We start from the raw sequence: 22,791 nt of genomic DNA, 5'->3' as shown, positions 1-22,791 counted from the left end.
GGACGAGCCATTGATAAAGCCGGTGCTCGCATTCGGCGGCGTAGTCCACGCAGCAATTCGCGACCGTTGGCAATCCGCCCGCCCTTTCGCCGGCCATACAGATGACAGTCTGCACCGAAAGGCCGTGTGCCGTGCTCTCACCAAGCACACTAAGGAGGAAGTCCAACGCGAGCTAGTACTCCGCGGTAGTTAGGTTACCGAGCCTGCAGCTTTCAGGTCAATGGGTATCTGTAAATCCTTGACCAACTCGCCGACGCCTATCGTTCGCCCGGCTATCCACCTTTAATCACGGTCCACCGCGCGCGCATCACGTCTTTGATTTGGTCGCGTAGCATACTCTCGGACGGCGGCACCGCCGCCACACTAACCGGTCCGAGCATTGCATTGATCAATGTTATGACGTCACCATCCGCTTCCTGATCAGTGAAAGCCTCCAGCGTCCGCGCTCGAACTCTTTCGATATCGACCTGACCGCGGAGTGCGCCGACCAGAACAGTATTGACGGCGAACAATACACGAAGCTGATCCGACATTTTTCTCATAATAGCAGCTTGCTGGGACGTGATCAGCGCCAGAGTCTCAAGTTTGTATTCAGCGGATTGGTCATCGCGATCGGGCATCCCTCACCCTCGGAAATCGAATTTTCAGCATCAGTTAAGCGGCGATCCGACCTTCGCATCATGCCCCGAACCTGTGCAATTTCTGGCAAATTTAGTGTGCCGAGTAGGCCGCTTATCACCTCATGGGCCCTACCCACCGTCGGGCGGTCAGCAAGAGGACCGGTCGGCCTGCATCAAGACGGGCAGAGGGCCGCCGCGCTTGAGTACATGCATGGCAGCACGCACCACGCTTTACGGTCTGGCACATTTCAATCTCGCCGGATTGCTCAATATCGCCCGCTGCCGTCCTCACAAAGTCGCGAGCGGCATCCGATGTTACAAAACGTTACATTCAGCTTGCCTGAGTGGTGCCAGAGTGCGGAAGTCGACTGTAATCGACCTCCACGCCCGTGACCTGGTGACCCCCTCAATTCTCTAGCGAGCGGGCGTGGATGCATAATTCTTGCGTCGGCTCGACGTCGAGCCTCCTCTCGACCGCCACGGCCGCCCCGACGTTCGTCCCCCTTACCGAAGGGCGGGCGTGGATGCCATGTGTCGGGGAGGTGGCTTACGCCGCCAGCAAAGCCGTCCACGCCCCCGCCGCGTCGATCTGCTTGGCGCACACTAGAATGCCGTCGGCCGAGCGGCGCACCTCGACGATGTGCGGCACGCCAGAGGCCAGCGGTACGCCCAGTCCGAGATCGAAGCCGATCCGGCCGTCACCGATGCCGGCCGTGGCAAGGTCCGCGCGGTACTCGCTGGCCACGGTGAACGCCACCACAGCCCCATCCACCATCACGTCCAGGCAAACCGGAACATCGGGCTGCGCCGTGTTCTGCGCCCAGCCCCCCACATGCAGCAGACCGTCAGCTCCGACCACGCATCGGTCCAGCCACGCCCGCACGGGGCCCAGGTCGGCAGAGTCGCTCGATGAGATGGCGCGACGGGCCAAGCGCCCGCGCAGCGCGGCGAGTTCCGAGCCGAGTTCGGTGCGCGGAGCGTAGGGCCCGGGTGCTGTGCCCGCATCAAGGGCTTGGACACCATCAAAGCCCACGCGCACGCCCGGGGCAGCTAGGAAGCTCTCGGCCGGAGTGTTCTCGGCGACCAGGAGGTCGTGACTATCGAGTTCGACGTGCCAGTAGGTAAGATCCGCTACGGCCTCGCCGCGAGTGATCGAGGTGCCGTTGACCAGATGGCCAGCCGCCACGAACAGGCCGTCGACCATCAGGGCGTGATCGGGTGAGACGAGCAAGTCTCGGGAGGGCACGCCATCGCTGAGCGCACCTGCCTTGATGCGCACTGGTCGGTCGGCCTGCGGGGCGGCGAGACCGCGATAGCTCCGGCTGCCAATCCAGCGGATCGGACGGCACTGACCGGAAGCAGTCACAATCACATCGCCGATAGCCAAGGCCTCTACAGCAACGACACCTAAAACGGTGAGAATGCGCGTGCCACTGACGTAGCAAGGGACTCCAGCATTAGAGCTGGCGGCTAATGTAGTATCGGCTACCGTAGTTACTGAAAGGGAATACCTCCCAGGTAAAACTTGTTCAACTGTCAATAGCCTGTTACTTATAGAGCCCAGCTCAACGCTACCGATATTTTGTCCTGGGTTGATCCCATTTGCCGCGGGCAATAGAACATCAATTTGATAATCTTGAGGGGGTATAGGGCCGGCGTCGGCACTGGGCGGTCGGAAACGAGCCACACCGTCTGACCGTAGATTAATTTGCGCGATTAGCTCCCCACTTCGTTTTACTTCAAAAAACAAATTCGAATTTGTTGCGTTGTATAGATTGAGATAGTCCATATCCTACCCCCAAAGCTAATTTTTTGTCAGTTTCGAGATAAAACATACAGCTGATACACTCCAAGCCATGATCGCTTTACCAACGAAGCGAGTCTATAGATTTGTCCGCTTCGTCCAACCATACATAGATAATGTTCGGCAGTGTGGCCTAATTGGCATTATGCGCGCTCAAGCATGTCGAGGAGCACCAAGCCTGCGGCGGCGATGACATTGCCACGACCGCGCCAGGGCAGGATTTCGGCCGCCGACTGCGGATCGACCGGCACCTCCGGCAGCACCTTCTCGGCCGACTCGTGCTCGCGGTCATGGTCCCCGCCTCGCATGTAGACGACCTGGCTGCCCTCATGGTTCTCAGGAGCCGCCAGTGAGGGCTCCGCGTCGGCCCCGTCCTCAAGATCAGGATCCCTGTCGAGGCGGTCGAGCACAGCGATGATGCGGTCCGCGGCGTCCAGGGCGGTCTGTGCCGCCTCCTCCAGGCTGGCACGTAGGTCGGCGCCGGCTAGCGGTGGCAGGGCCTCGGGAGCGGCCTGTTTCGGACGCGGGGTGAACTGGAGCACGTCGCCCATGGGGTCAGGTCTCGGGGTGTGAAGCGAAAAGGCCCGGCAGGATCCGGCCGGGGCGGTACGCACGGCTACGGAAGGAAGGGGCGGTCAGCGGCCCGCCAACTCGGCCGAGGCGTGGGCCAGCAGCTCGCCAGCGAACACCGCGATCTCGTCCGGGTCGCCGTTGTCGATGATCGGGCGGGCGCGCAGCATCAGCCGGATCTCGCGGTCGACCGGACTAGCCGGCCTTCGGCGTGCCGCCTCCTTGTCGACCGCGCTCTCTACGCTCGTCAGGGCATCGCCGAGCCAGAGCATCAGTCTGCCGAGGTCGTTGTGCTCCGTTGCTCCGTAGTGGTTCTCGCGCCGACGGCATCGAGGCCCCCAGGTGTAGGCGTAGGCCGCGGCGCCGACGTGCTCGGCGATGTCCTGTATGTCCCGCAGCTCCTTCATCGTGGCAGACGCGAGGTCGAGCATGCCGACGAGGCTGGGGGTGGCCGCAGCAGGCTGTCGCGCCGCGGCGGCTGTGAACGCCAGGATGTCCCGCACGAGGCCTTCGCCGAGCCCGACAACCCACTCTTGGCCGATGTCGTCGCTGCGCTGGGCGACGCGGGCCTTGAGCTTCAGCCCGGCCAGCGATGCGGCCGGCAGATCCGCGATCTGCTCTTCGATCCGGAATAGGGCCGCTCCGACCTCGGCCCAAGCCTCCTCGTCCGTCTGCTGCTCCAGAAGGTCCGCGGCGGCTTCCCAAGCGGGGGCGAGAGCCACCAGTTCGGCATCGCTCTGCTCGCGCAGCGCCTGCGTGGCGGGCTCGGCGCTCGTCCGGAGAGCCTGGGCAGCCTCGAACGCGCGGTCAGACCGGAATGTGAGAGCATGCACTGCGTCGCTGCGCAGCTCGCGCCGGATCCGAGCCTCCCACGCGGCGTGCTCCTCGGCCGTCAGGTCGCCAGCCTCGATTATGCGGCGCCGGCCAATCTCCTGCTGCACATGGGTGTGCATCTGCAGGGCGGTGAACGCGATCCAGTGTGCCATGGGCCGGCGCACGACCTTGCCGGTGGCATCGGCATAGGAGACCGTACCGTCGCGGTGGTCGATGCCGCAGGCGGCCAGCACATCACCAGTGCCGCCGGCCTGGGCGACTTGCTCGGCGTGAGACGGCAGCGCCTCGGCCTGAGGTTCGGCCGCCGGCTTCATGACCGAGATGCGGGCCTGCAGCTCGGCGGCACGCTCGCGCAGGCTGGCGGCAGGATCGCGACGGATCAGCTTCTTGAGGGACGTGCTCAGGGACATCGCGGGATCCTCGAGGGTGAGGGCGCGGGCGACCGGCCCGCTCGGTCCGGGTTGGGTTCAGAGCAGGGAGGCGAGGCCGGTGAGGACCATGCCGCCGCCGATGATGGCGATCGCGGCCAGCAACTCGCCGGCGACGTCGAGGAAGCGGAAGCCGCGGGCGCGCGGGGTCTCGGGGCGGATCGCCTCGACGATCACCCGGGCGTCTAGCTCGCCCGGCAGGGGCTCGTTCGGGATGTTCATGAACCGGCCGTCGACCGGGAGGCGGCGGCGCGCTGCAGGAACCGCAGCAGCGCTGCGGACCGGGACGGGCTGCGAGAAATTCGGGATGCGGGCGTGCGTCATCGTTCGGGCTCCCGGTGGGGCTCGTGGCGGTGGGTCGGTGGTGGCGAGGGAAGCCGACGCGAGGCGTCGGGTTGGTCAGGCGGCTAGCTGGGCGCGGCGCGGGCTAGCAGCGTGATGTCGAGGGCCGCAGCGCCGGGGCGCTGAGAGACCTTGCGGAGCCGCCGGCGGGCCGCTCGGAAGGCGGCGGGATCGCCGGACACCTCGGCGCGGTCGCGGTAGTAGGTGACGAGCGCGGCGGCGGCCTCAGGCGTTGAGGGCGTCAGGGCGTGAAGCTCGAACCGCGCGGTGGTGCGGGCCTCGCGCAGGCAGATCCGGTAGGCGGGCCAGCCTGCGGGGCACGCCAAGCCAGCAGCCTGTATCTCGCGAGCGAAGCGTCCGGCCTCGCGGCAGGCGGCGTCTGCGGCCTGAGCCCGGCGGATCGCGGCCGGGAACGGATCGGCGGCAGCGGGGATCGCGCGGTAGGCGGCGAGCGCCATGGTCGCGGCAAGCGCGGAGCGGCGGGTGAGAGGCGCGGTCACGACGCGAGCCCGCTGTCGAGAGCCCAGCGCGGATGATCGCCGTCGGGGCCGTACAGGTCGGGCAGCAGCACCCAAAGCCGGTCATCAATCCGATTGAGGAGGTCATCGGCCACGTCGGACGCGACGGACCGCAGACCCTCGTCCTTGAACTGGTCGGCGTCAGCGCGCCCGTCGCCATAGACGTAGTTCGCCAGGGCCATGCCGAGCACCGCGCCGCCGATCTCGGCCTGTGTGGCGGGCGACAGCATGTGCCACGCATCCGTCAGGGAGAACGGGAGCGGCAGGCGGGACCAGAACGCGGCGTGGTTGGGCAGCCGGGCGGTGTCGTCGCCGCGAAGGGCGGGAGCAACGGCGGCCGCGGGAGCAGTCGTGGCGACAAGGAGACCGGCGGCCAGCGCGCGGCGGTTGATGCGTGCGGACATCAGCGGAGCCTCAGTGGACGGCGGCGCGGTGGGCGGCCTTGGCGACCTGCCATGTGGCCTTAAGGGCGGACGACATGGCCTCGGCGCGGGAGACGCCGCAGCGCTCCTGGATGCCGGAGGCAGCCTTGCAGGCGGCTGCCATGATGGCGGCGCGGTCGTAGCGGCCGGCGACGACGAGGGGGCGGGTGCGGGCGCCGAGCTGGATCAGCGCGCGGGCGCCAAGCATGCCGGCGGGGATGGCAGGCCGGCTGTCGTACAGCGAGCGGGAGATGCGGTTCCAGGAGACGGTGCGGTGGGGCATTTGCGGCCTCAGAGGCAACCTTGTGCCTGAGACGCAATCTAGAAGACAAGGATGTTTCTTGTCAACAGCCTTGTGCCTCAGATACAATCTGGTTGCTGAATGAGGTTGGATCCGTGGTCGCTTCGCTGTCTCCCCGCCTGTGCCGCGCCGGGCGCTCGTTCCTTGGCTGGGAGCAGGCAAACCTCGCAGAGGCGTCTGGCGTATCGAAATCCACCATCGGAGCGTTCGAGCGCCGGGAGGAAAGCGCCCGCCTCACGACGATGAACAACCGCGCATTGGTCGAGGCGTTTGAGGCTGCCGGCCTGGAGTTCATCCCAGAGAACGGGGGCGGGGCCGGGATCCGGTTCCGGGAGCGGAAGGCGTGACGGGGCTTGCTGCGAGCAGCGTAGGCGCGGTGGCAGAGGCTTCGCCGTACTACTGGAACATCCTCTTCGCGGTTGCCGGCAGTCTGATCGGCTCTCTCGCATCCGTAGCGTTCTACAACGCTGGTCGGTTGGTGCGTGTCCGACGCCAGCGGCTCGCGAGCGATGAGGCGTTCCGGAAGCTGGAAGCGAAGAAGCTGAACGAGCACATCAAGCTCCTCGGCTCCTTCTGCAACACGGTTGGGGCCGCAATCATTGGCGCAGCGTTCATCGTGCCTTACATTGGGCAGCATACGATCCCAGATCCAGATAAGGTCTGGTGGGTCGGAGTCGGTCTGGCGCTGCCCCTCGCGGGCCACGTCGGGCTACGGTTCATGAAGAGCGAGTGATATGCGATGACCGCGACCGCTCAACTCCTGCTGATGGCTGGCCTCGTGATCGGCAGCGGCCTCAGCTACCTCGCGCTGGCCTCGCGCGCGTACGATAAGCGCTTCCCGAAGCGCGAGGGTTGATCCTTGCCGGCGCTATAAAGGCGCATGGCGAAGCGTCCCCTCCACATCCCCGATCGATCGGAGGTCACCGACGACACGCCGCTGCGCCTCGCTGTAGCGGCCGCCCTCGCCTATCCTGACGGCTCTATGACGGCGAGCGGCCTTCGGAGAGAGCGCGACGCCGGGCGCCTGGTAACAGAACTCACGGCGGGGAAGGAGTTCACCACCCTCGCAGAGATCGAGCGCATGCGCGAGCTTTGCAGACGGAAGGTCGAGCCCAAGCCCTCAGCTCAAGCACTGCGATCGTCGGCAGCCAGCAATGAGGAGAAGTCACGGATCGCTTCGGCGGCCCTGATGCTGACCATAGAGCGCCTCAAGACTGGAGCCGCAGCCAAACGAAAAAAGTGAGGTTTTGAGACCTAAAATAACATCAGATCAATAAGTTTTTATCCAGTTACTCCGTCTCTTTATCTTGCGTTGATGAAGCAGACATTCTTGCAAAAAGGGCTTCTAAGGGCCTAACAACCCACGGAACCTCTAGCCAATTGGCAAGACCGAGTAAAAATATCAGGAACAAGATATTGATAAAAGCAATCCCAGCTGAACTATCTATGGTTTTTCCCAAAATAACATCAAATGAAATAGTAAGTCCAAAGATCCAGAAAAATCTCTCGATCCTTCTTTCCGCGCGCTCATTCTGAAGTTGCGACTCTAAAACCGCTGAGGTTGTCGAAGCGGGGCCTTGGTCCCGCCTCGAAAGAACTATGCTAGTTGTCCTTGAGGTGCCCGTCCCTGATACGGTCGCCGTACTCTCGGGCAATGTCTCGGTCTGGGATTGTGACGCCTCTGGCTCCCGGGACATAATGCTTAGCCCACGCTCCGCCTTCCCAGTGAGTGATCTCTACTAACTCACCAGCCCTCTTTGGAAGAAGATCGCGGCATATTTCCTCAAGGAAAATGCGGCGCTCATCATCTTCTTTAAAGCGCCTAGCCTCAAAGAAGACATTGCTAATTGGCTTTGAGCCAAACATACGAACTTTGCCGTATAGTTCTGGCTCAACCGGACCATAATCCCAGGCTTCGAAGCTCGCGTCTACCAGACGCTCACCTTCGTTGCGCCCCATATGGATCATCTGCGCCAAGTAAAGCAGCTTCTGCAACTGTAAATTCGTTACATTCCAGCCGCCTCTCTCGCAAATGAATTTGCTGACTGAGTCAAGACGTGCTGCCATTTTGCGACAAGGCGCAGAACTTTTACGTCGCTGCGCCCCTCCTGTTCCAGCCATACTGGCCGAGGTGGCCGCATAGCGTGTCAACCCAATATGGTGTTTTTCATGGTTATATTCTTGTTTTGTTCTGATGCAAGGGCGATATGTCGCATCGCGTCTGCGGTGCCCTATCTTGCGTGGCCTCGACGCCTTTGGGTGAGGCTGCGCTTCGATAGAGTTTCGGGCCGCCATCATCCCTCCCCGCGCGCGGCCCTGATGTCGGAGGCCCGGGCCACCTGGCGCCCAGTCTCCCGAGCCGCATAGTCGATGTCGGGGTTGAACGATTGCTCACGGAAGGGCTGGGCCGACGTGCGATTGACCTCGGCCTTGGCCAGCTTGAACGCCTCGGCTGCAGGGATCGCGAGGCGGAGCATGGTGGCGAAGCCCTCGATCACCAGGTCCTCGGCGTGCTGGTGGCCGCGTGCGAGCTGACGCAGCTCAGCTAGGGCTGGCTCTGGGTCTGCCCGGACGCGTCGGCGGAAGGCCCCGCGGTGCCATGCCTTTCGATTGAACTCAGGGGTTCTGCGGGCTGCCAAGCGGCGCTCAGTCTCCTTCGATGGGCGGTACCTAGCGATCAGACTGTCATCGCGGGGAATGCCAAGGGTGTGGCACTTCCTCCATTGTGCTCGCAGGGTGCGGTTAGGGAGAACGCAGAAGGGGTCGGCGCGGAGGGCAGCTAATTCCTCGGGCGTCCAGCGCCCCCGCCAGCGATGTAGCCGGTCAAGATTTATTGTCCCGTTAGCGGCATTCTTCTCTAAGCGGACTGCAGTTGCTCGCATCTCCCGCAAAACTATCTTGCATTTCAGAGAACAATATTTCTTAAATTGGTCCTTCGTTATCATAACTGATTGACAGTTTTCGCAACGCTTCTCATGTAGCGGCCTCGGCGACAGAACACCGTTATGACGTTGTTCCGATTTTCTCCTGGCATTTCTCCGATTTTGACAAACTTCAGAACAATACATTCTGCGATAACTATGATGAATGAATTTCGAACCGCATTCATAACACGCCGTCATTGTCAGATCTCCAGGGCTGACTCGACGGATAATGTGTGTTCGCAATCCCAGTGACGCTCAACCCAGCATAGTGGGCGCCTTAGTCTTTAGCCATGAAGCTTGGCGGCGCGGTTCAGCGATGGGCTATGAGGTGCCCTGCCCTATCCCGCGCGATCCGCGCGCGATGCCGGCTAGGCCTGGCAAGTTCCTGTCGCTTGAACCGGCCGAAGATGGCCTACTCCACCGTGCGCCACTTCACGGGCGGCAGGGCCTCACCGGGCGTCGTCGCATCCCGTTGGTAGAAGGTTCGCCGATCGCCGGTCACCACCTCGGCGATATCGTCGATGGCCTCGATCACCTTCAAGGTCGCGTTGTAGAGCGGCCCCTGCGGCTTGGCCCTGGTGAGGACCAGGACGCACTGCTGCCGCAACCGCCGAACGTCCTCCAGGAAGGCGACCTCCTCGGCCCGCACGAAGCCCCCTCGCCTTGCCATAGCCCATCCTGTGATCCCGGGACAGGATCTAGAACGGGCGCAGAACACAGCGAGGCGGATGGCCGAGAACGCCGGCAGCAACCGGCCATGTGTCATGGGCAGACGCGAACAGAGCAGCACCCGTTGACGGCCCGTTAACTATGCTGGGTCACGCTGCCGGTAGCGATCGGTCGAGGGGGCCGAGCGACGGCAGAGCAGCTCTATGGCCTACCCCCTGGCCTCAGTGCGGCCTCGCCGTCGCAGTCGCGCGCTCCTAGCGTGGGCCGCTACTCTCGGATCTGACACCGTGCACGAGGCTCGCCAGGTAGATGGCGGACGCGATCACGGCGCAGGCCATGACGCCGAGGGCTTGAGCGGTTGGCAAGGTCATACCGGCGACCATACCGTCCGGTTGTGGCGAGCATGTTGCCGGATATGGGCAGGGCATTCACGAGCGAGCGATATGGAGGGCCGGGCTCCACGACGGGCGTTTAGGTCACTGCCATGCTTTGGTCCTGCCTGATCCTCATCGCCGAACAGGCGTTCGTGCCCGCGCAGTGGGAGCGCGCCTCCGTGCGAAGAGAGGCGGTCATCGAAGGGCTCATGCTCGGTGCCGTCGCCGCCACCGTTGGCACCGGGGCTCTCGCATTCTCGATGGGAGCTATCGAGATCAGCGGCATAACCCACTGCGTGGACTGGCAGCGGAGGCACGACCAGGTGCGGCTGGACGATGGGCCGCTACCGCCCCTCGCCTCTGAGCACTCCATCCCTCGGCTGCTCAAGCAGAATGCTGCGGATCCCGACCGACCTGCCAGGATGTAGAGCGATGGGGAGTGCCGGTCCGTCCGATTTCAGCCAGGACGGACTGAGACGGTCGAACCGCCTGAGGACCGCGCGCTTGCACACGTCATCACGTTCGCGATGGCTCCCGTCAAAATTGCGCGCAATTGATCTAAGTTGCACGCGACTGACGCTGAGCGTGCTTCAAGCCGGCTTGGTTTTCAAAGGCTTCGACGTGGATCAGCGCGAATTTCCTGACGCGAACGGTGATGGTGAGATGCTTCCGGTTCCCACGCCTGACGCTGTGACGGACCTGATCGTCGCCTTGTCCATTTGCGCGAAGTCCCTCGACCAACTGGCCGACGAGATAGTCCGCTGCGCATCGTGTGCGAATGACCCCATCGCGCGACAGGACCTATTGGCGGCTGCACGGGGCCAGCGCATCCGGGTCTTGGAGGTGCAAGGCATGCTCGCCATTTTCGGCGGCGCTTTCGTTGAACGACATATTGCAGACCAGCGGCCGTAAAGACCTGCATTCAGGAGGCGGTTCTTGCCGCGCCGAACGAATAGTCGCGCTTGGCTAGGGACCTCCTCTCAATGTAATCGCAGAGCTTGCAGCGCCCTACGCACCAGCCTTTCTCCGCACGGTTTCGCAATGAAATGGGCAGCGTTCGGCAAGAGCGCTGCTTCCTCGCGACTGCAACCTGAGCAGACGATTATCTTTGTCTCAGGCCAGCGCTTGCCAGCAGCATGGGCAAGATCACAGCCATCCATCACACCGGGCATGTTCACGTCGGTGTAGAGGAGGGCGACATCTGCGTGCGCCTCCAAGTGCTGGAGAGCACCCTGGGCATGGTCGGCCTCCAGCACCTCGAAGCCCATCGCCGTCAACATGTCGGCGGTGACGAGACGAGTGAATTCGTCATCGTCGGCGAGCACGGCGAGGGGGCGCAATCCTGACATAGATCGACAAATGCGAATTGTCAGACCGCGTTTCAGCTTTGCCGCAAATTTTCTTCCAGGTTGCCGCTATGGCGGCCTTTAGCAACGTAAGCTCACGGTTGGCCAGTAGCGGAGGGCGTTGCCAATTTCCAACCTCGCATGCAATCAGTATTTCACTTATGGTTCATAACGTTACCATGCATGAACATTCACGATCGCTCCTCTCGGACTCTCGCGACACTGGAACAGCTCGCCCGTGAACTCAACGTTCCGGTTGAGGCGTTCCTCGGGGCGCCCGCGGAAGGCGAGGCAGGTGACCTGCTCACTCTCGTGCGCCTTTGGTCAGCGATACCGGACACGCAGGGGCGTCGCCGGGTCCTCAGTGTAGCGCGTCAGGAAGCGGAGCGATCCGAGGGCAAGGAGCGCGCCTGATCCGTCCCAACCCATGATGGGCAACCCCGCTTCTGGCCGCATGGTCCAACGGCCACGCCTGCCGTAGCCCGTGGGATGGCTTCTAGTTTCGCACCCACCATGCTCCCCGATGCCGCCGCCCTATGGCGCAGCGCGCTCGAGGATCTGTCAGAGCACGCCTCCCCCTGCAGGTATCTCCTCCCAGCTCGATGGGCGGCGCTCCGGACGAACGCCATCGCCTTCTGCGAGAAGTTCGGAGCCGAGGCCCACCGGCACGGCTGGACGGCGCCGGAGCTGTTCGCGGTACATCCGGAGCACGGCACCCTCCGCGTGGACTACTGCGGGGTCCTGATGGTGGTGAGCGAGCCGGCGAAGGGCGTTGAGGTGCAGCGGATCCTGTTCGAGCGGCTGACCGGCTACCGGAACAAGGTCGGACAGCAATGGGGCATCCCGGTATGGGAGTTCGCCAGGAAGGCTCGCTGACGCGAGCGTTGCGGAGCCCCCGGCGACCTCGACACAGGCGATTAGGCCCAGGGTTCCCTCACGCCTCGCCGTCGGACAAGCCGGACGACGATAGACCGTGACGCTCCTCAAGCTCGGCTCGGCCGGCATCGGTGATGCGGTACTCGACGTTCTTCGTATCCGGATCCGTCCGCCCGGTGGCGATGACTAGCCCAAGCACCTCCATGCGGCGCATGTAGCCGCTCACCTGATAGAAGCGGGCTCCAGTCTGAGCGAGCGTGCGGAGCCGGTAGAGGCTGCCAGGTGGGAGCTTGTACATCGCCAGCCAGTGTATCGGGTGCCGGCTCGGACGTCAGGGAGGGCGGCGAAGCATCTGCCACTGGCGGAAGGTTAGCCGCAATCCCCATTGTGTCACCCACCGAACCCTCTCTGCCGGCTTGGGTTTGCGGCAAAGGGGGCTCTGAGTTCGGAGGCGTGATTGTCACGCTACTTCATCAGCACGGACGACCATATCGAGGTGATGGATGAAGAGGGGGTCGAGGTGCCAGACCTTGGCGCCCTGCGAGATCTCCTTCGCCAAACGTTGACGGCGATCCTCCGCGACGAGGGCGAGATGACCGGGGTCAATGAGTTCACGGCTAAGGCCTTCGACGAGCGCGGCCGCCTTGTCATGCAGGCGCGAGCCAGCTTCTACATCACAGATCAGTAGGCCCTCGGCTCGCACGCTGGGGATCTCTTTGGACATAGCAGGTAGCCACCGTGCCACCCCTGCCCCGTCCGACGCTGAGGGCTCCCCTGGCTCCGTGCCTAGGGCACAACTGGCAATTGCTCCGCTTTCGGCCCACCGGTAGGCGCTGTCCTCTGACCCGGCACCAGAGGCCAATCTTATGCCGACGACCCACCTGTCTGCCCGATCCGTTCTCGCCGCAGCCCTGATGCTCGCGGTCTACACCGGAACGGTTCGCGCTCAGGATACCGAGTCCGGCGCAGAGGCACCTGTGGCTGAGGAGAAGGTGCGGGCGAAGCCCAAACCCAAACCGAAGCCGTCTCATACCAAAGCAACACCCGCCGCGGCATCGCCTCGGACGCCAACGGCGGCGGCCGCCTCCACTTCGCTCTGGCCGGTCGGGGCAACCAGTGTCAGCGAAAGCTACGGCGACTGGACGATGACGTGCGTCCGCCCGGCCGATAAGACCGCCTGTGTCGTCGCGCAATCGCAAGGCGACTCGAGAACGGGACGACGTAAGTTCGGCATCGAACTGAAATCGCCTCAGGATGGGCAGGCACAGGGTGTGGTTGTGATGCCGTTCGGGTTGGCAATCGAGCCCGGCATCACGTTCAAGCTCGACGACCAGGCGCTCGGCAAGGGGGCGCCCTACTCCAGTTGCACCGGGGAAGGCTGCCTCGTATCGATCAGCCTTCCAACGCTGGCCACTGATGCGATGCGGAGCGCAAAAACCCTTACGGTGACCGGCCGGAAGACGACTGGAGCGACGGGGATCGATGCGGGCGAACCCGCCAGCATTACGGTGCCCTTGGTAGGCTTCTCTCAGGCGTTCGACCGAGCTATGGCTCTGAGCGGCTGAAAGGCAGCGCTAGGCCAAGCTTGAATGATAGGCGCGGCAGACACGTCGGATGCCGGCAAGCTCCTTCACTGCTCTGATCGACCGGCTTCGAGCGTCCGATAGACCCTTCGCCGGACACACCGCGGAAAGCCTCCAGCGCAAGCTCGCCAGCTCTTCGTTGCGTCCGGAAGTTCGCGATCAGGTCACGCGCGAGCTGCAATGGCGCGAGAGAAACGAATTGTCTTGAGCATGCGCTGCCGCTGGCGGACTGGCCGGGCGGCCGTACTATGACAGCTCGGCCGGGCCTGCGCACACCCTGACCGCGTCCACGGTATGGGGTTGATGATCCGCTCACCCGAGCTTAACCAACCTCGTGAAGCTTGACTAAGGAGCTGCGGACGGACGGACCTACGTCCTTACGTAAGCACGTAATGAGGCAATGATGCACGTCATCTTGGTTGCGAGCCAGAAAGGCGGGGCTGGCAAGACGTCGCTGCTGCGCAATCTCGCAGTGGCTACCCACCAAATGCACGGGTCGACGGTCATCCTCGACACGGATCCGCAAGGCTCCCTCACGAGCTGGTGGAACCGTCGCGAGGACGCGCAGCCACCGCTGGTGAAGCTTGAACTTTCCGATTTTGCCGCGGGCGTCGAGCGCCTGGAAGCCGCGGGCATCGAGTACCTGTTCGTCGATACACCGCCGTCCGTTCGGCCCGAACTGCGGACGCTACTCGCACACGCCAGCCTCGCCATCGTGCCGGTGCGCCCCTCCCCCGACGACCTCGATGCGGTCGGCGACACCCTCGCCCTGATCGAGGAAGCCGGATGCCCGTTCGTGTTCGTCCTGACCCAGGCCAAGCCCCGGACGCGGCTTCAGATGCAGGCCGTGATGGCGCTGGCCAAGCATGGGAAGCTGGCCCCGACCGTGGTCCACGACCGCCAGGATTTCCCGACCGCTGCCATCTCCGGCAAGGCCGTCACCGAAATCGAACCTGAAACGACCGCCGCAAGGGAAATTAAGGAAGTGCTTGACTACGTGCTTACGCAGCTACGTAAGGAAGCCAGCAAGGCAGAGCGGCAGGCATGAGCGCGAAGCAGACACCAGACCTCGGCGATCTTATCCAAACCAAGGGGGCGCCTCGGCCGTCGGATATCCCACAGCGGGGAGGCGGGGCGTCGACGCCGGCTCCGGCTGATACGCCTATTCCAATCCCTGCGGTTGAGCAGTCAGCACCGGCGCCGACCTCGGCATCGGCAGAGAACCAGCCATCTGCGCAGCCTTCGACGGTGAAGCGCACAGCTACTGCGGCCGAGCCTCGGACCAAGTCGCTGACCCTTCGGCTTTCGGAAAGCCAGTACCAGCGCCTGCGCCGGTTCGCGTTCGACCGAGGGGCGAGCCATCAGGACGTGATCGAGGTGGCGCTGATGGAACACTTGGACAAAGAGGGAGGCTGACTCAAGCGACGCCCATTTTCACCGGTCAGCAGACCCAGTTCGTGAACGCATCCCGGCGTGTCGAGGGCGCTCCACTCCTTCGGCCTTGAATGCGGGTCACTCCGCACGAACAAGGCCTGCTCGGCCATCCCAGCTTAGAAGCTCTTCAGTTTTGAACTGTTGTAAGCGTGTGATAAATAACACGTTTTCGGCTTGCTCAACGATCCATGAACGGGGAACACGTAGGCATTGCGCCGAAGGCGCTCGTCAGCGTGATCTATGTCCTATCGCTCCTCGCTCCTCTCCATCCTTCTTGCCACCACTGCTGTCGCCGGTCCCGCAACAGCCCAGGATGGATCCGTCCGGCTCAACGAGATCTCGGTCGAGGCGGCCTCGCCGGGCAACTCTGCTCCCGCGCCCTCCGCCGGTTCTGGCGGATACAATCTAAGCGGCGGCGACGGGAATACGGCGGCCACCAGTGGAGGCGGCGGCGGCCCGTCTGGCATCACCGGCTACACGGCTCGGGTCGCTACGACCGCAACGAAGACCAACACCCCGCTGATCGAGGTGCCCCAGTCGGTTTCGGTCGTCACCCGCGAGCAGCTCAACGACCGCAACGTTCAGACCCTCACGGACGCGATCAACTACGTCCCCGGTGCCGTATCCGCCCGGTCCGGCTTTGATCCCCGCTTCGATCAGATCTTCATCCGCGGCTTCGATGTGCTGACCAACCAGGGCATCTATCGCGACGGGCTGCGCGTGATCGGCACCGGCTTCGCGTATCCGAAGAGCGAGCCTTACGGCGCAGAGGCGCTCACCATCCTGCGCGGCCCTGCCGCAGGCCTCTACGGACTCGGCTCACCCGGCGGCATCCTCGATATCACGACCAAGCGCCCCGTCTTCGTGCCGTTCGGCGAGGTCCAGTTCCAGGCGGGCAACTTCGATCGCTTCCAAGGCAACTTCGACGTTGGCGGCCCGATCGAGGGTTCGGGCGGCACCATGGCCTACCGCCTGACCGGCGTGCGCCGCGAGGCGGGAACCTTCATCGGCCTCGGCACCACCGATGATCAGCTCTACCTCGCACCCGCCTTCACCTGGAAGCCGTCAGCGGACACCACATTCACGTTCCTGAGCGAGTATCAGGTCACCAAGACGCCAGCGGCCACGTTCTTCTACAATGACCCGGGCTTCCGGGTGTCCAACTTCTACCAGGGTGACCCGCGCTTCATCGGCCTGGACCAAACGCAATACCGGGTCGGCTACGCCTTCGAGCACTTCATCACACCGGACCTCGTGTTTCGCCAGAACTTCCGACACTACGGGCTGTTCCTGAGCGCCAAGTACGTCGACATCAACAACATCAATGAAGCACGCACCATAGGCACACGCGATACCGGCTACATCCGCGAGGGCCTCGTGCAGCAGACGCTGGATAATCAGCTGGAGGCGCGCTTTGCGACCGGCCCGGTCGCGCACACCGTGGTCGGCGGTGTCGACTACGCCCGGTATAGCCTGAGCGCGCGCTTCGGGTTCGGGCTGGCTCCGGACCTCAACCTCGTCACGCGAAACTATGGCCAGCAGTTCATCGCGACGCCGGCCCTAGCGCCCGCATCGCGGCAGAGCCAGGATCAGATCGGCGTCTATCTGCAGGATCAGGCCAAGTTCGGCAACTTCATCCTGACGCTCAACGGGCGGCACGATTGGGTCTTTCAGAACAGCTATGCCACGCCCGACAGTGCGGTTTCGCGTCAGGATAACAGCGCCTTCACCGGTCGCGTCGGCCTGGGCTACGAACTGGCGCCCGGGCTGATACCCTACGCCAGCTACGCCACAACCTTCACGCCGCAGGTCGGCCTCGACCGGAACGGGCAAGCGTTCAAGCCTGCCACGGGCGACCAGCTCGAAGCCGGAGTTAAGTACCTGATCCCCGGCACCAACATCCAGACAGCATTCGCCGGCTTCGACATCGACCAGTCGAACATCCTTATCCCTGACGCTGGCAACCTTGCATTTCAGACCGCTGGCGGCGCCGTGCGCTCGACAGGCTTCGAGGCCGAGGCCACGGCCAACCTTGCGCCAGGCACGAACCTGACGATCGCCTACACACACGTCGACATCCGGTTCGTGAACTCGGTCTCGGCCACCGGCCAGTCGCTCGCCGGGAACCGCGTGTCCGGCATTCCCAGCGACACCTACGCGTCGTTCCTGACCTACGCATTCCCGCCGTCCTCGCCGCTGCGCGGCCTGCAGATTGGCGGCGGCATCCGCTTCATCGGCTCCAGCTTCGCTGACGACCAGAACACGGTTCGCAACACCGCCGTCACGCTCTACGACGCACTGGTCGCCTACGACTTCGCTGCGCTCGACCCGAAGTACAAGGGCTTCCGCGCACAGATCAACGCCTACAATATATTCGATCGGAATTACACGACGTGCTCGTTCGGCTTCTGCAATTTCAATCAGCCGGCGAGGGTTATTGGCAGCCTGATTTACCGGTGGTGAGAGGTCTTATCCCTGGCGGCTGAGTGTTCGTGCACCATACTTTCACACAGACATGACGACCGTAGCTTATCGTATGGTAGGCTACGGTCGAAACGACTGGGCGTACGAGGTCGTTTTGCACGAAATTGATTTGGCTCCGACCTACCGGGACACCCGCAGACTTGCTCAACTCCGTAGACAGGCAAGGCGCTTGGGCCTGAAACTGTCGAAATCGCGCTGGCATCAGCCTTATGTTTTGAACCGTGGCGGATTGGTCCTTCTCGATGACCAAGACGGGATCATTGCGGGCGACGGTTACAGTCTTGATCTCACGTCCGCCGGGAGGATCCTGTCTGTGATGGCGGATCAGACACCGCCTTCGATGCCGAGATCGGTTGAACGGCTGAGATGAGGATAAGCGGCCCTAAACAGGGCCGACCATACCGCCGGGGGCAACCCCTCCGGATGTCCGAGGGCAATCGGCATCGAGCGGCCAACCCAACTCGTTCATCTGAAAGACCCCCTTACATCCGCACCTAAGTGCGCCCCTACATACGTACTGACGTAAGCACGTAGCTGCGGACTGACGCACCCACTCATTGTCTTGGCCGCCGCTTTGGTGTAACTTGCGATAACGGTCGTTCCCGAAAGTTACGCGCGAGAGGGATGGAAGGGGCGGGATGAAATGAAGCCTTGGCTATCTTCGCCCGCCGACCTGTTCGCGCCGCTCCGCGATGCTGCGTCGAGCGCCGTCCGCAATCTCGGCCTGATGTGCGCGCCGTGTCAGCTCTCGCCCGAGCACTGGCAGCGCGTGCTCGTCGCGGTCGAAGCGCGGGCCAGGATGCGGGGGCACGTCCTGCCGTTCGGCTGGCGGGACGAGCTGGCCGTGCAGATGGGGCGCACGGAAGCCGACGCCTTCGCTGAACCGGAGAGCGAGCCGTGAGTGGTGATGTGCACGACAGCTCTGGCGCCATCGCCCTCATAGACGGCACGGCCGGCGCTCGGCTGCCGATCAAGCCCGCCCACGGCAGTCCGTGCAACGGCTGCGGGCTCTGCTGCGCCATGGAGCCCTGTGGCGTCGCCCGCGAGTTCATCCCCAATCATCCGGAGGAGGGGCCGTGCCTCGCCCTCGAGTGGGAAGCGGGCCGGTTCTCCTGCGGCATGATCCGCCGGCCGAGCCACTACATGCGGCTACCGAACGACTGGGCGGATAGCGTACTTGGCGGCATGATCGCGGACGCCCTTGGCGCCGGCCAGGGCTGCGATGCCGAGATCTAAGTCTGATAATGCGCCCGTCAGCCAGGTTCTCCCCGGATCGGGGGGAAATCTGCCGGCCGAGACACAGGCGCTCGTCCGGGCCTACCAGCGGGCCTCGAAGGCCGACGCCACCGTGCGGGCCTACCGGTCGGACGTGCGGGTGTTCGAGACGTGGTGCCAGCGGTTCGGGTTTCGGTCGATGCCGGCGAGCCCGGAGACCGTGGTTGCCTTTATCGTCCACGAGGCCGAGGAGGGGCGGGCGGCCTCTACGCTCGGCCGACGGCTGGCCGCGATCCGGTACGGCCACAAGCTCGCCAAGTCGCCGGACCCGACCGACGACGAAGGTGTGCACGCCGCCATGAAGGGTGCCCGGCGCAAGGTCGGCGTCGCCCCGACACAGAAGGCTGCAGCAACCGCCGAGATCCTGGCTGCGCTCCTGATGCGGACACCCGACACGCTGACGGGCAAGCGCGATCGGGCATTGCTCGCCCTCGGCTTCGCCGGAGCCTTTCGCCGGTCCGAGTTGGTGGCTCTCGACGTTGAGGACCTGCGCGAGGATCCCGAAGGCCTTCGCGTCATGGTCCGCCGGTCCAAGGTCGACCAAGAGGGTAGGGGGTTCGAGAAGGCCATCCCGCACGGCAGGTTCATCCGCCCGGTCGCCCTGGTGCGCGAATGGCTGGACGCGGCCGGGATCACGTCGGGCCCGGTGTTCCGGCCAGTGTCTCGGTCGGGGAGGGTGCGCAAATCTGCGCAGGGGGGCAACGAGGGGGTGTCGAATACCCACCCCTTTGAGGATGGGGTGCAAGATCAGCACCCCGTAGAAGGTGCGGACTATTCCGCACCTTTACGTCAGTCTGACGTAAAGCCGTTGCGCTCCCCCAATCCGGGGACCTCAAAAGCGCCTCGCCTCACGACACAGGCCGTGGCCGACATCATCAAGCGGTACTGCGCGGCTGCCGGCCTCGACGCCTCGACGTTCGGAGCGCACTCGCTCCGGGCCGGCTACATCACCACTGCGGCCGAACGCGGGGCGGATCTCGCACGGATTATGGACCAAAGTGGCCACCGGGACCCGCGGACGGTCGTCGGCTACATCCGACGGGCCAATGCGTTCAAAGGCCATTCGGGGAGCGGGTTCCTATGACTACCGAACACGATATGGCAGTTGCGATCGCAACCGAGATCGGCAAGCAGGTGCCGGTCAAACAAGCCTATGAAGACGTCGGATCGCCAGCCGCGCGGCAGGTCGGCGCGACGCTTGAAGATGTGGTGAAATGCGTTCGCCTTCTCGGCTTCCCGATCCAATGGCTTGCGATCCAGCAAGATAAGTTTCGCGAGAGGCTTGAGCGGGCCAAGTCGCAAGTACCGCCAGAACGGCTGATGTTGCCTGCTCCAGAAGTGTTGGGCCCGATCTTGGAGGGCATCCGTTACCACGTAGACGATACGCCGATAACTGAGATGTTTGAAGGACTATTAGCGAGAGCTATGGATAATGAGCGCGCGGAAGAAGCTCATCCGGCGTTTATACAGATAGTCAAATCGCTTTCGCCAGTCGAAGCGCGCATTTTGAAACGAGTGCATCAGTCTGAGTTAAAAATAGAATGGCTGGAAATACCAGGCAATGACGTAGTTTCGGATGAGGCAATGCCTAAAGACCTTGGAGAATTTTCAGATTTACTGGATAACCGCGAGAAGTACTCCCTATACCTCAATCACCTTCAAAGTTTGAATTTATGCCATTGCCATACACATAGCGATCAAACTGACCCCAAATTGCATGTGATTACGCTCACTATCAGTATTCAGACGATGGGGGCGCACTTGATGAAGGCTTGTTATCAGAATTGAAGATGCTGATTTAGGAGCACGGATGATGAAGCAGCAGCGGGCACGGGCCGGCGATACGCTCCTCGGGGTCTCCCGGGTGAGGGCAGAGGAGCGCGGCGGCCCGTCAGGGTTCGCGGACCGGCAGGAAGCGACTGTGCGAGCTTCGGTTGAGGCCCCGGTGCGGGCTGTCGGCGGTGAACTCGTCCCGGCGGAGGACTTCGCCACCAAGACCCTGCCGGCGATCCTCGACACGCTGGTGAACCCCGACGCCGTAGCGGCCGACGCCAGCCGTGACCGGCTCGACCTCGCCAAGAATGCCGGGGCCCTCGAACTGGCCTTGGACACAGCCGACACGATCCAGGCCGGCGATGCCCTGGAGCGGATGCTCGCCCACCAGATGGCCACCACCCACGTCCTGGCGATGAAGGCCGCGGCTGTCATGGGCCAGCAGCTCGACATCGCGGACCGGACGCTGGGCACGGCCAAGCAGGCGGCGTGCGTCGAGGCGGCCCGGATGGCGGGTGCCGTGGCGCGACTGAATGGGTCCTTCCAGGCTGGGATGCAGACCTTGCAGCGGGTTCGCGCAGGCGGGCAGCAGACGGTCGTGGTGCAGCACAACTACGTCGGCGACGGCGGCCAGGCCGTGATCGGCGGGCAGCAGCAGGTCGGGGGAGGGGGTGCTCCGCGGCGGAAGAGAGGGGGACGGGGTGCCTCCTGATTTCGACGAAGCACCCCATGAACCCGACTGGCGGGCCGCTTTAATCAGGGCGCGAGAGGCGGCGCGATGCGGGGCCAAGACCCGGGCGGGCGGTTGCTGTCAGAGCCCGGCCATGCCGAACGGGCGCTGCCACAAGCACGGCGGAGCCAGCACGGGCGCCCGGACACCGGAAGGACGGGAGCGAGCCAGGAAGGCGCCCCTGACCCATGGCCGGCGCTCAGCGGCGCACATCACTATGAAGCAGGAGATGCGAGCGGCTTTCGTCCACCTCCGCGACATGGTGAAAGCAACGAATGCCGAGTTGCGGGAGATCGAAGCGCTGCGCCGGGCGATGCTCCGGCGGATAGGAATTTATGATTGATAATCAGCACAATGCTGAAGTAATCTTGTCAATTTCATCGACATATATGATACAAACGATGGCACTAAGTATGGTACCAGTTCTTTTTATCAAAGCCAATCTTAAATGCTGTAAGCAGCGCAGTTCTACCGCACAGACATTTCATTGTATTAGTTGTATCAAACAGAACATCATGATTTGGGATTAAAGCACCTTCCACTTGAACATCGACACCAGAATACAATATCATAGCAGTCGACCCAGCGGCAGTTGATACCGTCAAGAGTGGACGCCCGTTCAAATTAATTCCTATACTTGCTGCGGCATGGGCTGGTAACTGAAGATAATCAGCGCCCGTGTCGACCAAGCATTTATACGTCGGCGAGCTAACGTTGTTATTCATTATTTTCACATCGGCATACGGCCGATTGCCTACAAATGAAAGTCCAATGGGAAATGATATAGTAGTCATTGGATCACGTTAGGATCTATACAAGCTATGGCGACTTTAGAAAGCTCAACTCTAAGATTATCGAGCTTATACATCAATTCTGGATAGCTAGCGGCCTCAGTGACGAAGCCATCCTTACTTGCAGCTACCCATTTTACATAGCTTTGCATTAAGGCATTCCAATTAACATCTATCCATTCGGAGCCCGGATGTACTGACATATGAACAACCCTTATTTAATTTATTTAATATCTGGAGCAGGTCCTTCAGTTACTTGCCCAGCTTGAGTCGCGTGACCGGGCAGAGCTTTGAATTTGATTTTGATTTTATTGGTATCTGTTTGTTTTGCGCCAGCACCTATATTGACAACATAAACTTTTAAACCCGCCTCCCCGTGATGCTCGATGGCTACGTCAAATTCGACTTCGCATTCCTCGAAACTCATCACCGCCTGCCCACGCGATTTTGCGCGAGCGTCTGCGGCAATCAATTCAGACGCGATTTGATCAAGTATGTTGGCCAATGGGATTTTGTCACTCATAGTATGCCCTCTGACAAACTGTTAAGTTTCAGCTTTTGCCCGCTGAAAGCGGCGCCGACCGCAGATCATTCGATAAGTCGCCGCTTCGCTGTAGCAGCCACAGATCGTGAGTATCGCCCCCTCCCAGGCCACGCGCCTAGCACGCCTAATCCCATTCCGGTGGACCCGAT

General features: G+C 62.6%; 32 protein-coding genes and 1 pseudogene. 18 read left to right on the top strand and 15 right to left on the bottom strand.

Going from position 1 to position 22,791, the window contains the following annotated elements; genetic code table 11:
* Nucleotides 1-272: 272 nt before the first annotated feature.
* The 8 genes from ACLBYG_RS28905 to ACLBYG_RS28870 form a co-directional block, all read right to left on the bottom strand.
* On the bottom strand, nt 273-620 hold the full coding sequence (locus ACLBYG_RS28905; protein ID WP_447683754.1) for a hypothetical protein: 348 nt from the start codon (nt 618-620) through the stop codon (nt 273-275).
* A gap of 547 nt (nt 621-1,167) precedes the next feature.
* Nucleotides 1,168-2,409 (bottom strand): Hint domain-containing protein, encoded by a 1,242-nt coding sequence (locus tag ACLBYG_RS28900; RefSeq protein WP_447683753.1) that lies wholly within the window; start codon nt 2,407-2,409, stop codon nt 1,168-1,170.
* 158 nt (nt 2,410-2,567) lie between these two features.
* Entirely contained in the window at nt 2,568-2,975 is a 408-nt protein-coding gene (locus tag ACLBYG_RS28895) for a hypothetical protein (protein WP_447683752.1), read from the bottom strand.
* An 84-nt stretch (nt 2,976-3,059) separates the two neighbouring features.
* Nucleotides 3,060-4,238: a hypothetical protein gene (locus ACLBYG_RS28890; RefSeq protein WP_447683751.1), complete on the bottom strand. Its 1,179-nt coding sequence runs from the start codon at nt 4,236-4,238 to the stop codon at nt 3,060-3,062.
* Between the two features lie 57 nt (nt 4,239-4,295).
* Nucleotides 4,296-4,580 carry a hypothetical protein gene (locus tag ACLBYG_RS28885; protein WP_447683750.1) on the bottom strand — a complete coding sequence of 95 codons (285 nt, stop codon included), beginning with the start codon at nt 4,578-4,580 and terminating at the stop codon, nt 4,296-4,298.
* A gap of 83 nt (nt 4,581-4,663) precedes the next feature.
* A complete protein-coding gene (locus ACLBYG_RS28880) occupies nt 4,664-5,098 on the bottom strand; it encodes a penicillin-binding protein (RefSeq protein ID WP_447683749.1) in 435 nt (144 codons plus the stop codon).
* Complete coding sequence (locus ACLBYG_RS28875; RefSeq protein ID WP_447683748.1) at nt 5,095-5,520, bottom strand: hypothetical protein; 426 nt, start codon at nt 5,518-5,520, stop codon at nt 5,095-5,097. Before ACLBYG_RS28875 ends, ACLBYG_RS28880 begins: the two co-directional genes overlap by 4 nt.
* Nucleotides 5,521-5,530: 10 nt before the next feature.
* Complete coding sequence (locus ACLBYG_RS28870; RefSeq protein ID WP_447683747.1) at nt 5,531-5,821, bottom strand: hypothetical protein; 291 nt, start codon at nt 5,819-5,821, stop codon at nt 5,531-5,533.
* A 113-nt stretch (nt 5,822-5,934) separates the two neighbouring features.
* On the opposite strand from ACLBYG_RS28870, the gene ACLBYG_RS28865 reads away from it, so the two are divergent.
* The 3 genes from ACLBYG_RS28865 (at nt 5,935) to ACLBYG_RS28855 (ending at nt 7,082) form a co-directional block, all read left to right on the top strand.
* Complete coding sequence (locus tag ACLBYG_RS28865; protein WP_447683746.1) at nt 5,935-6,186, top strand: helix-turn-helix domain-containing protein; 252 nt, start codon at nt 5,935-5,937, stop codon at nt 6,184-6,186.
* Nucleotides 6,183-6,572, top strand: a complete 390-nt coding sequence (locus tag ACLBYG_RS28860) for a hypothetical protein (protein ID WP_447683745.1) — start codon at nt 6,183-6,185, stop codon at nt 6,570-6,572. The genes ACLBYG_RS28865 and ACLBYG_RS28860 overlap by 4 nt, the downstream gene beginning before the upstream one ends.
* 147 nt (nt 6,573-6,719) lie before the next feature.
* Entirely contained in the window at nt 6,720-7,082 is a 363-nt protein-coding gene (locus tag ACLBYG_RS28855; RefSeq protein WP_447683744.1) for an excisionase, read from the top strand.
* Nucleotides 7,083-7,441: 359 nt separating this feature from the next.
* Here ACLBYG_RS28855 and ACLBYG_RS28850 read toward each other — a convergent pair whose 3' ends face one another.
* The 3 genes from ACLBYG_RS28850 to ACLBYG_RS28840 all read right to left on the bottom strand — a co-directional run bounded on the left by ACLBYG_RS28850 (nt 7,442) and on the right by ACLBYG_RS28840 (nt 9,433).
* Nucleotides 7,442-7,834 carry a Panacea domain-containing protein gene (locus ACLBYG_RS28850; protein ID WP_447683743.1) on the bottom strand — a complete coding sequence of 131 codons (393 nt, stop codon included), beginning with the start codon at nt 7,832-7,834 and terminating at the stop codon, nt 7,442-7,444.
* 299 nt (nt 7,835-8,133) lie between these two features.
* Nucleotides 8,134-8,337: a hypothetical protein gene (locus tag ACLBYG_RS28845; protein WP_447683742.1), complete on the bottom strand. Its 204-nt coding sequence runs from the start codon at nt 8,335-8,337 to the stop codon at nt 8,134-8,136.
* A gap of 838 nt (nt 8,338-9,175) precedes the next feature.
* Nucleotides 9,176-9,433, bottom strand: coding sequence for a hypothetical protein (locus ACLBYG_RS28840; RefSeq protein ID WP_447683741.1), 258 nt, complete (start codon nt 9,431-9,433; stop codon nt 9,176-9,178).
* A gap of 483 nt (nt 9,434-9,916) precedes the next feature.
* On the opposite strand from ACLBYG_RS28840, the gene ACLBYG_RS28835 reads away from it, so the two are divergent.
* Together ACLBYG_RS28835 and ACLBYG_RS28830 are read left to right on the top strand one after the other, a co-directional pair.
* Complete coding sequence (locus ACLBYG_RS28835) at nt 9,917-10,234, top strand: hypothetical protein (protein ID WP_447683740.1); 318 nt, start codon at nt 9,917-9,919, stop codon at nt 10,232-10,234.
* A gap of 157 nt (nt 10,235-10,391) precedes the next feature.
* Complete coding sequence (locus ACLBYG_RS28830) at nt 10,392-10,718, top strand: hypothetical protein (RefSeq protein ID WP_447683739.1); 327 nt, start codon at nt 10,392-10,394, stop codon at nt 10,716-10,718.
* A gap of 68 nt (nt 10,719-10,786) precedes the next feature.
* On the opposite strand, the gene ACLBYG_RS28825 is transcribed toward ACLBYG_RS28830, so the two are convergent.
* Nucleotides 10,787-11,131, bottom strand: coding sequence for a response regulator (locus ACLBYG_RS28825; RefSeq protein ID WP_447683738.1), 345 nt, complete (start codon nt 11,129-11,131; stop codon nt 10,787-10,789).
* 510 nt (nt 11,132-11,641) lie between these two features.
* Here ACLBYG_RS28825 and ACLBYG_RS28820 point away from each other — a divergent pair.
* Complete coding sequence (locus tag ACLBYG_RS28820; RefSeq protein WP_447683737.1) at nt 11,642-12,028, top strand: hypothetical protein; 387 nt, start codon at nt 11,642-11,644, stop codon at nt 12,026-12,028.
* 58 nt (nt 12,029-12,086) lie between these two features.
* On the opposite strand, the gene ACLBYG_RS28815 is transcribed toward ACLBYG_RS28820, so the two are convergent.
* Nucleotides 12,087-12,326, bottom strand: coding sequence for a hypothetical protein (locus ACLBYG_RS28815; protein ID WP_447683736.1), 240 nt, complete (start codon nt 12,324-12,326; stop codon nt 12,087-12,089).
* Between the two features lie 159 nt (nt 12,327-12,485).
* Here ACLBYG_RS28815 and ACLBYG_RS28810 point away from each other — a divergent pair, with 159 nt between their 5' ends.
* From ACLBYG_RS28810 to ACLBYG_RS28755, 12 genes and pseudogenes are all read left to right on the top strand, one after another.
* Nucleotides 12,486-12,716, top strand: coding sequence for a DUF6894 family protein (locus ACLBYG_RS28810; protein WP_447683735.1), 231 nt, complete (start codon nt 12,486-12,488; stop codon nt 12,714-12,716).
* Between the two features lie 178 nt (nt 12,717-12,894).
* Nucleotides 12,895-13,593, top strand: a complete 699-nt coding sequence (locus ACLBYG_RS28805) for an invasion associated locus B family protein (RefSeq protein ID WP_447683734.1) — start codon at nt 12,895-12,897, stop codon at nt 13,591-13,593.
* Between the two features lie 418 nt (nt 13,594-14,011).
* Nucleotides 14,012-14,659: a nucleotide-binding protein gene (locus ACLBYG_RS28800; protein WP_447683733.1), complete on the top strand. Its 648-nt coding sequence runs from the start codon at nt 14,012-14,014 to the stop codon at nt 14,657-14,659.
* Nucleotides 14,656-15,027, top strand: coding sequence for a hypothetical protein (locus ACLBYG_RS28795; protein WP_447683732.1), 372 nt, complete (start codon nt 14,656-14,658; stop codon nt 15,025-15,027). Before ACLBYG_RS28800 ends, ACLBYG_RS28795 begins: the two co-directional genes overlap by 4 nt.
* Nucleotides 15,028-15,285: 258 nt before the next feature.
* Nucleotides 15,286-17,508 (top strand): TonB-dependent siderophore receptor, encoded by a 2,223-nt coding sequence (locus ACLBYG_RS28790; RefSeq protein WP_447683731.1) that lies wholly within the window; start codon nt 15,286-15,288, stop codon nt 17,506-17,508.
* 664 nt (nt 17,509-18,172) lie between these two features.
* Nucleotides 18,173-18,430 (top strand): hypothetical protein, encoded by a 258-nt coding sequence (locus ACLBYG_RS28785; protein WP_447683730.1) that lies wholly within the window; start codon nt 18,173-18,175, stop codon nt 18,428-18,430.
* Nucleotides 18,427-18,765, top strand: a complete 339-nt coding sequence (locus tag ACLBYG_RS28780; protein ID WP_447683729.1) for a hypothetical protein — start codon at nt 18,427-18,429, stop codon at nt 18,763-18,765. Before ACLBYG_RS28785 ends, ACLBYG_RS28780 begins: the two co-directional genes overlap by 4 nt.
* Nucleotides 18,752-19,888 carry a site-specific integrase gene (locus tag ACLBYG_RS28775; protein ID WP_447683728.1) on the top strand — a complete coding sequence of 379 codons (1,137 nt, stop codon included), beginning with the start codon at nt 18,752-18,754 and terminating at the stop codon, nt 19,886-19,888. The genes ACLBYG_RS28780 and ACLBYG_RS28775 overlap by 14 nt, the downstream gene beginning before the upstream one ends.
* Nucleotides 19,885-20,592 carry a DUF4393 domain-containing protein gene (locus tag ACLBYG_RS28770; RefSeq protein ID WP_447683727.1) on the top strand — a complete coding sequence of 236 codons (708 nt, stop codon included), beginning with the start codon at nt 19,885-19,887 and terminating at the stop codon, nt 20,590-20,592. Before ACLBYG_RS28775 ends, ACLBYG_RS28770 begins: the two co-directional genes overlap by 4 nt.
* A 133-nt stretch (nt 20,593-20,725) precedes the next feature.
* Nucleotides 20,726-21,289: a hypothetical protein gene (locus ACLBYG_RS28765; RefSeq protein WP_447683726.1), complete on the top strand. Its 564-nt coding sequence runs from the start codon at nt 20,726-20,728 to the stop codon at nt 21,287-21,289.
* A pseudogene (locus ACLBYG_RS28760) lies at nt 21,249-21,455 on the top strand (HGGxSTG domain-containing protein); the annotation flags it as partial. The gene ACLBYG_RS28765 and the pseudogene ACLBYG_RS28760, both read left to right, overlap by 41 nt.
* A gap of 69 nt (nt 21,456-21,524) precedes the next feature.
* Nucleotides 21,525-21,650: a hypothetical protein gene (locus ACLBYG_RS28755; RefSeq protein WP_447683763.1), complete on the top strand. Its 126-nt coding sequence runs from the start codon at nt 21,525-21,527 to the stop codon at nt 21,648-21,650.
* 64 nt (nt 21,651-21,714) lie between these two features.
* Here the strand turns inward: ACLBYG_RS28755 and ACLBYG_RS28750 are convergent, their stop codons facing one another.
* Together ACLBYG_RS28750 and ACLBYG_RS28745 are read right to left on the bottom strand one after the other, a co-directional pair.
* Nucleotides 21,715-22,032 carry a retropepsin-like aspartic protease gene (locus tag ACLBYG_RS28750; protein WP_447683725.1) on the bottom strand — a complete coding sequence of 106 codons (318 nt, stop codon included), beginning with the start codon at nt 22,030-22,032 and terminating at the stop codon, nt 21,715-21,717.
* 289 nt (nt 22,033-22,321) lie between these two features.
* On the bottom strand, nt 22,322-22,621 hold the full coding sequence (locus tag ACLBYG_RS28745; protein ID WP_447683724.1) for a trypco2 family protein: 300 nt from the start codon (nt 22,619-22,621) through the stop codon (nt 22,322-22,324).
* Nucleotides 22,622-22,791: the final 170 nt, after the last annotated feature.

The organism is Methylobacterium sp. D53M, from assembly GCF_053345625.1.
The sequence above is the reverse complement of the archived record's forward strand: the minus strand, read 5'-3'. Positions and strand labels throughout refer to the sequence as shown.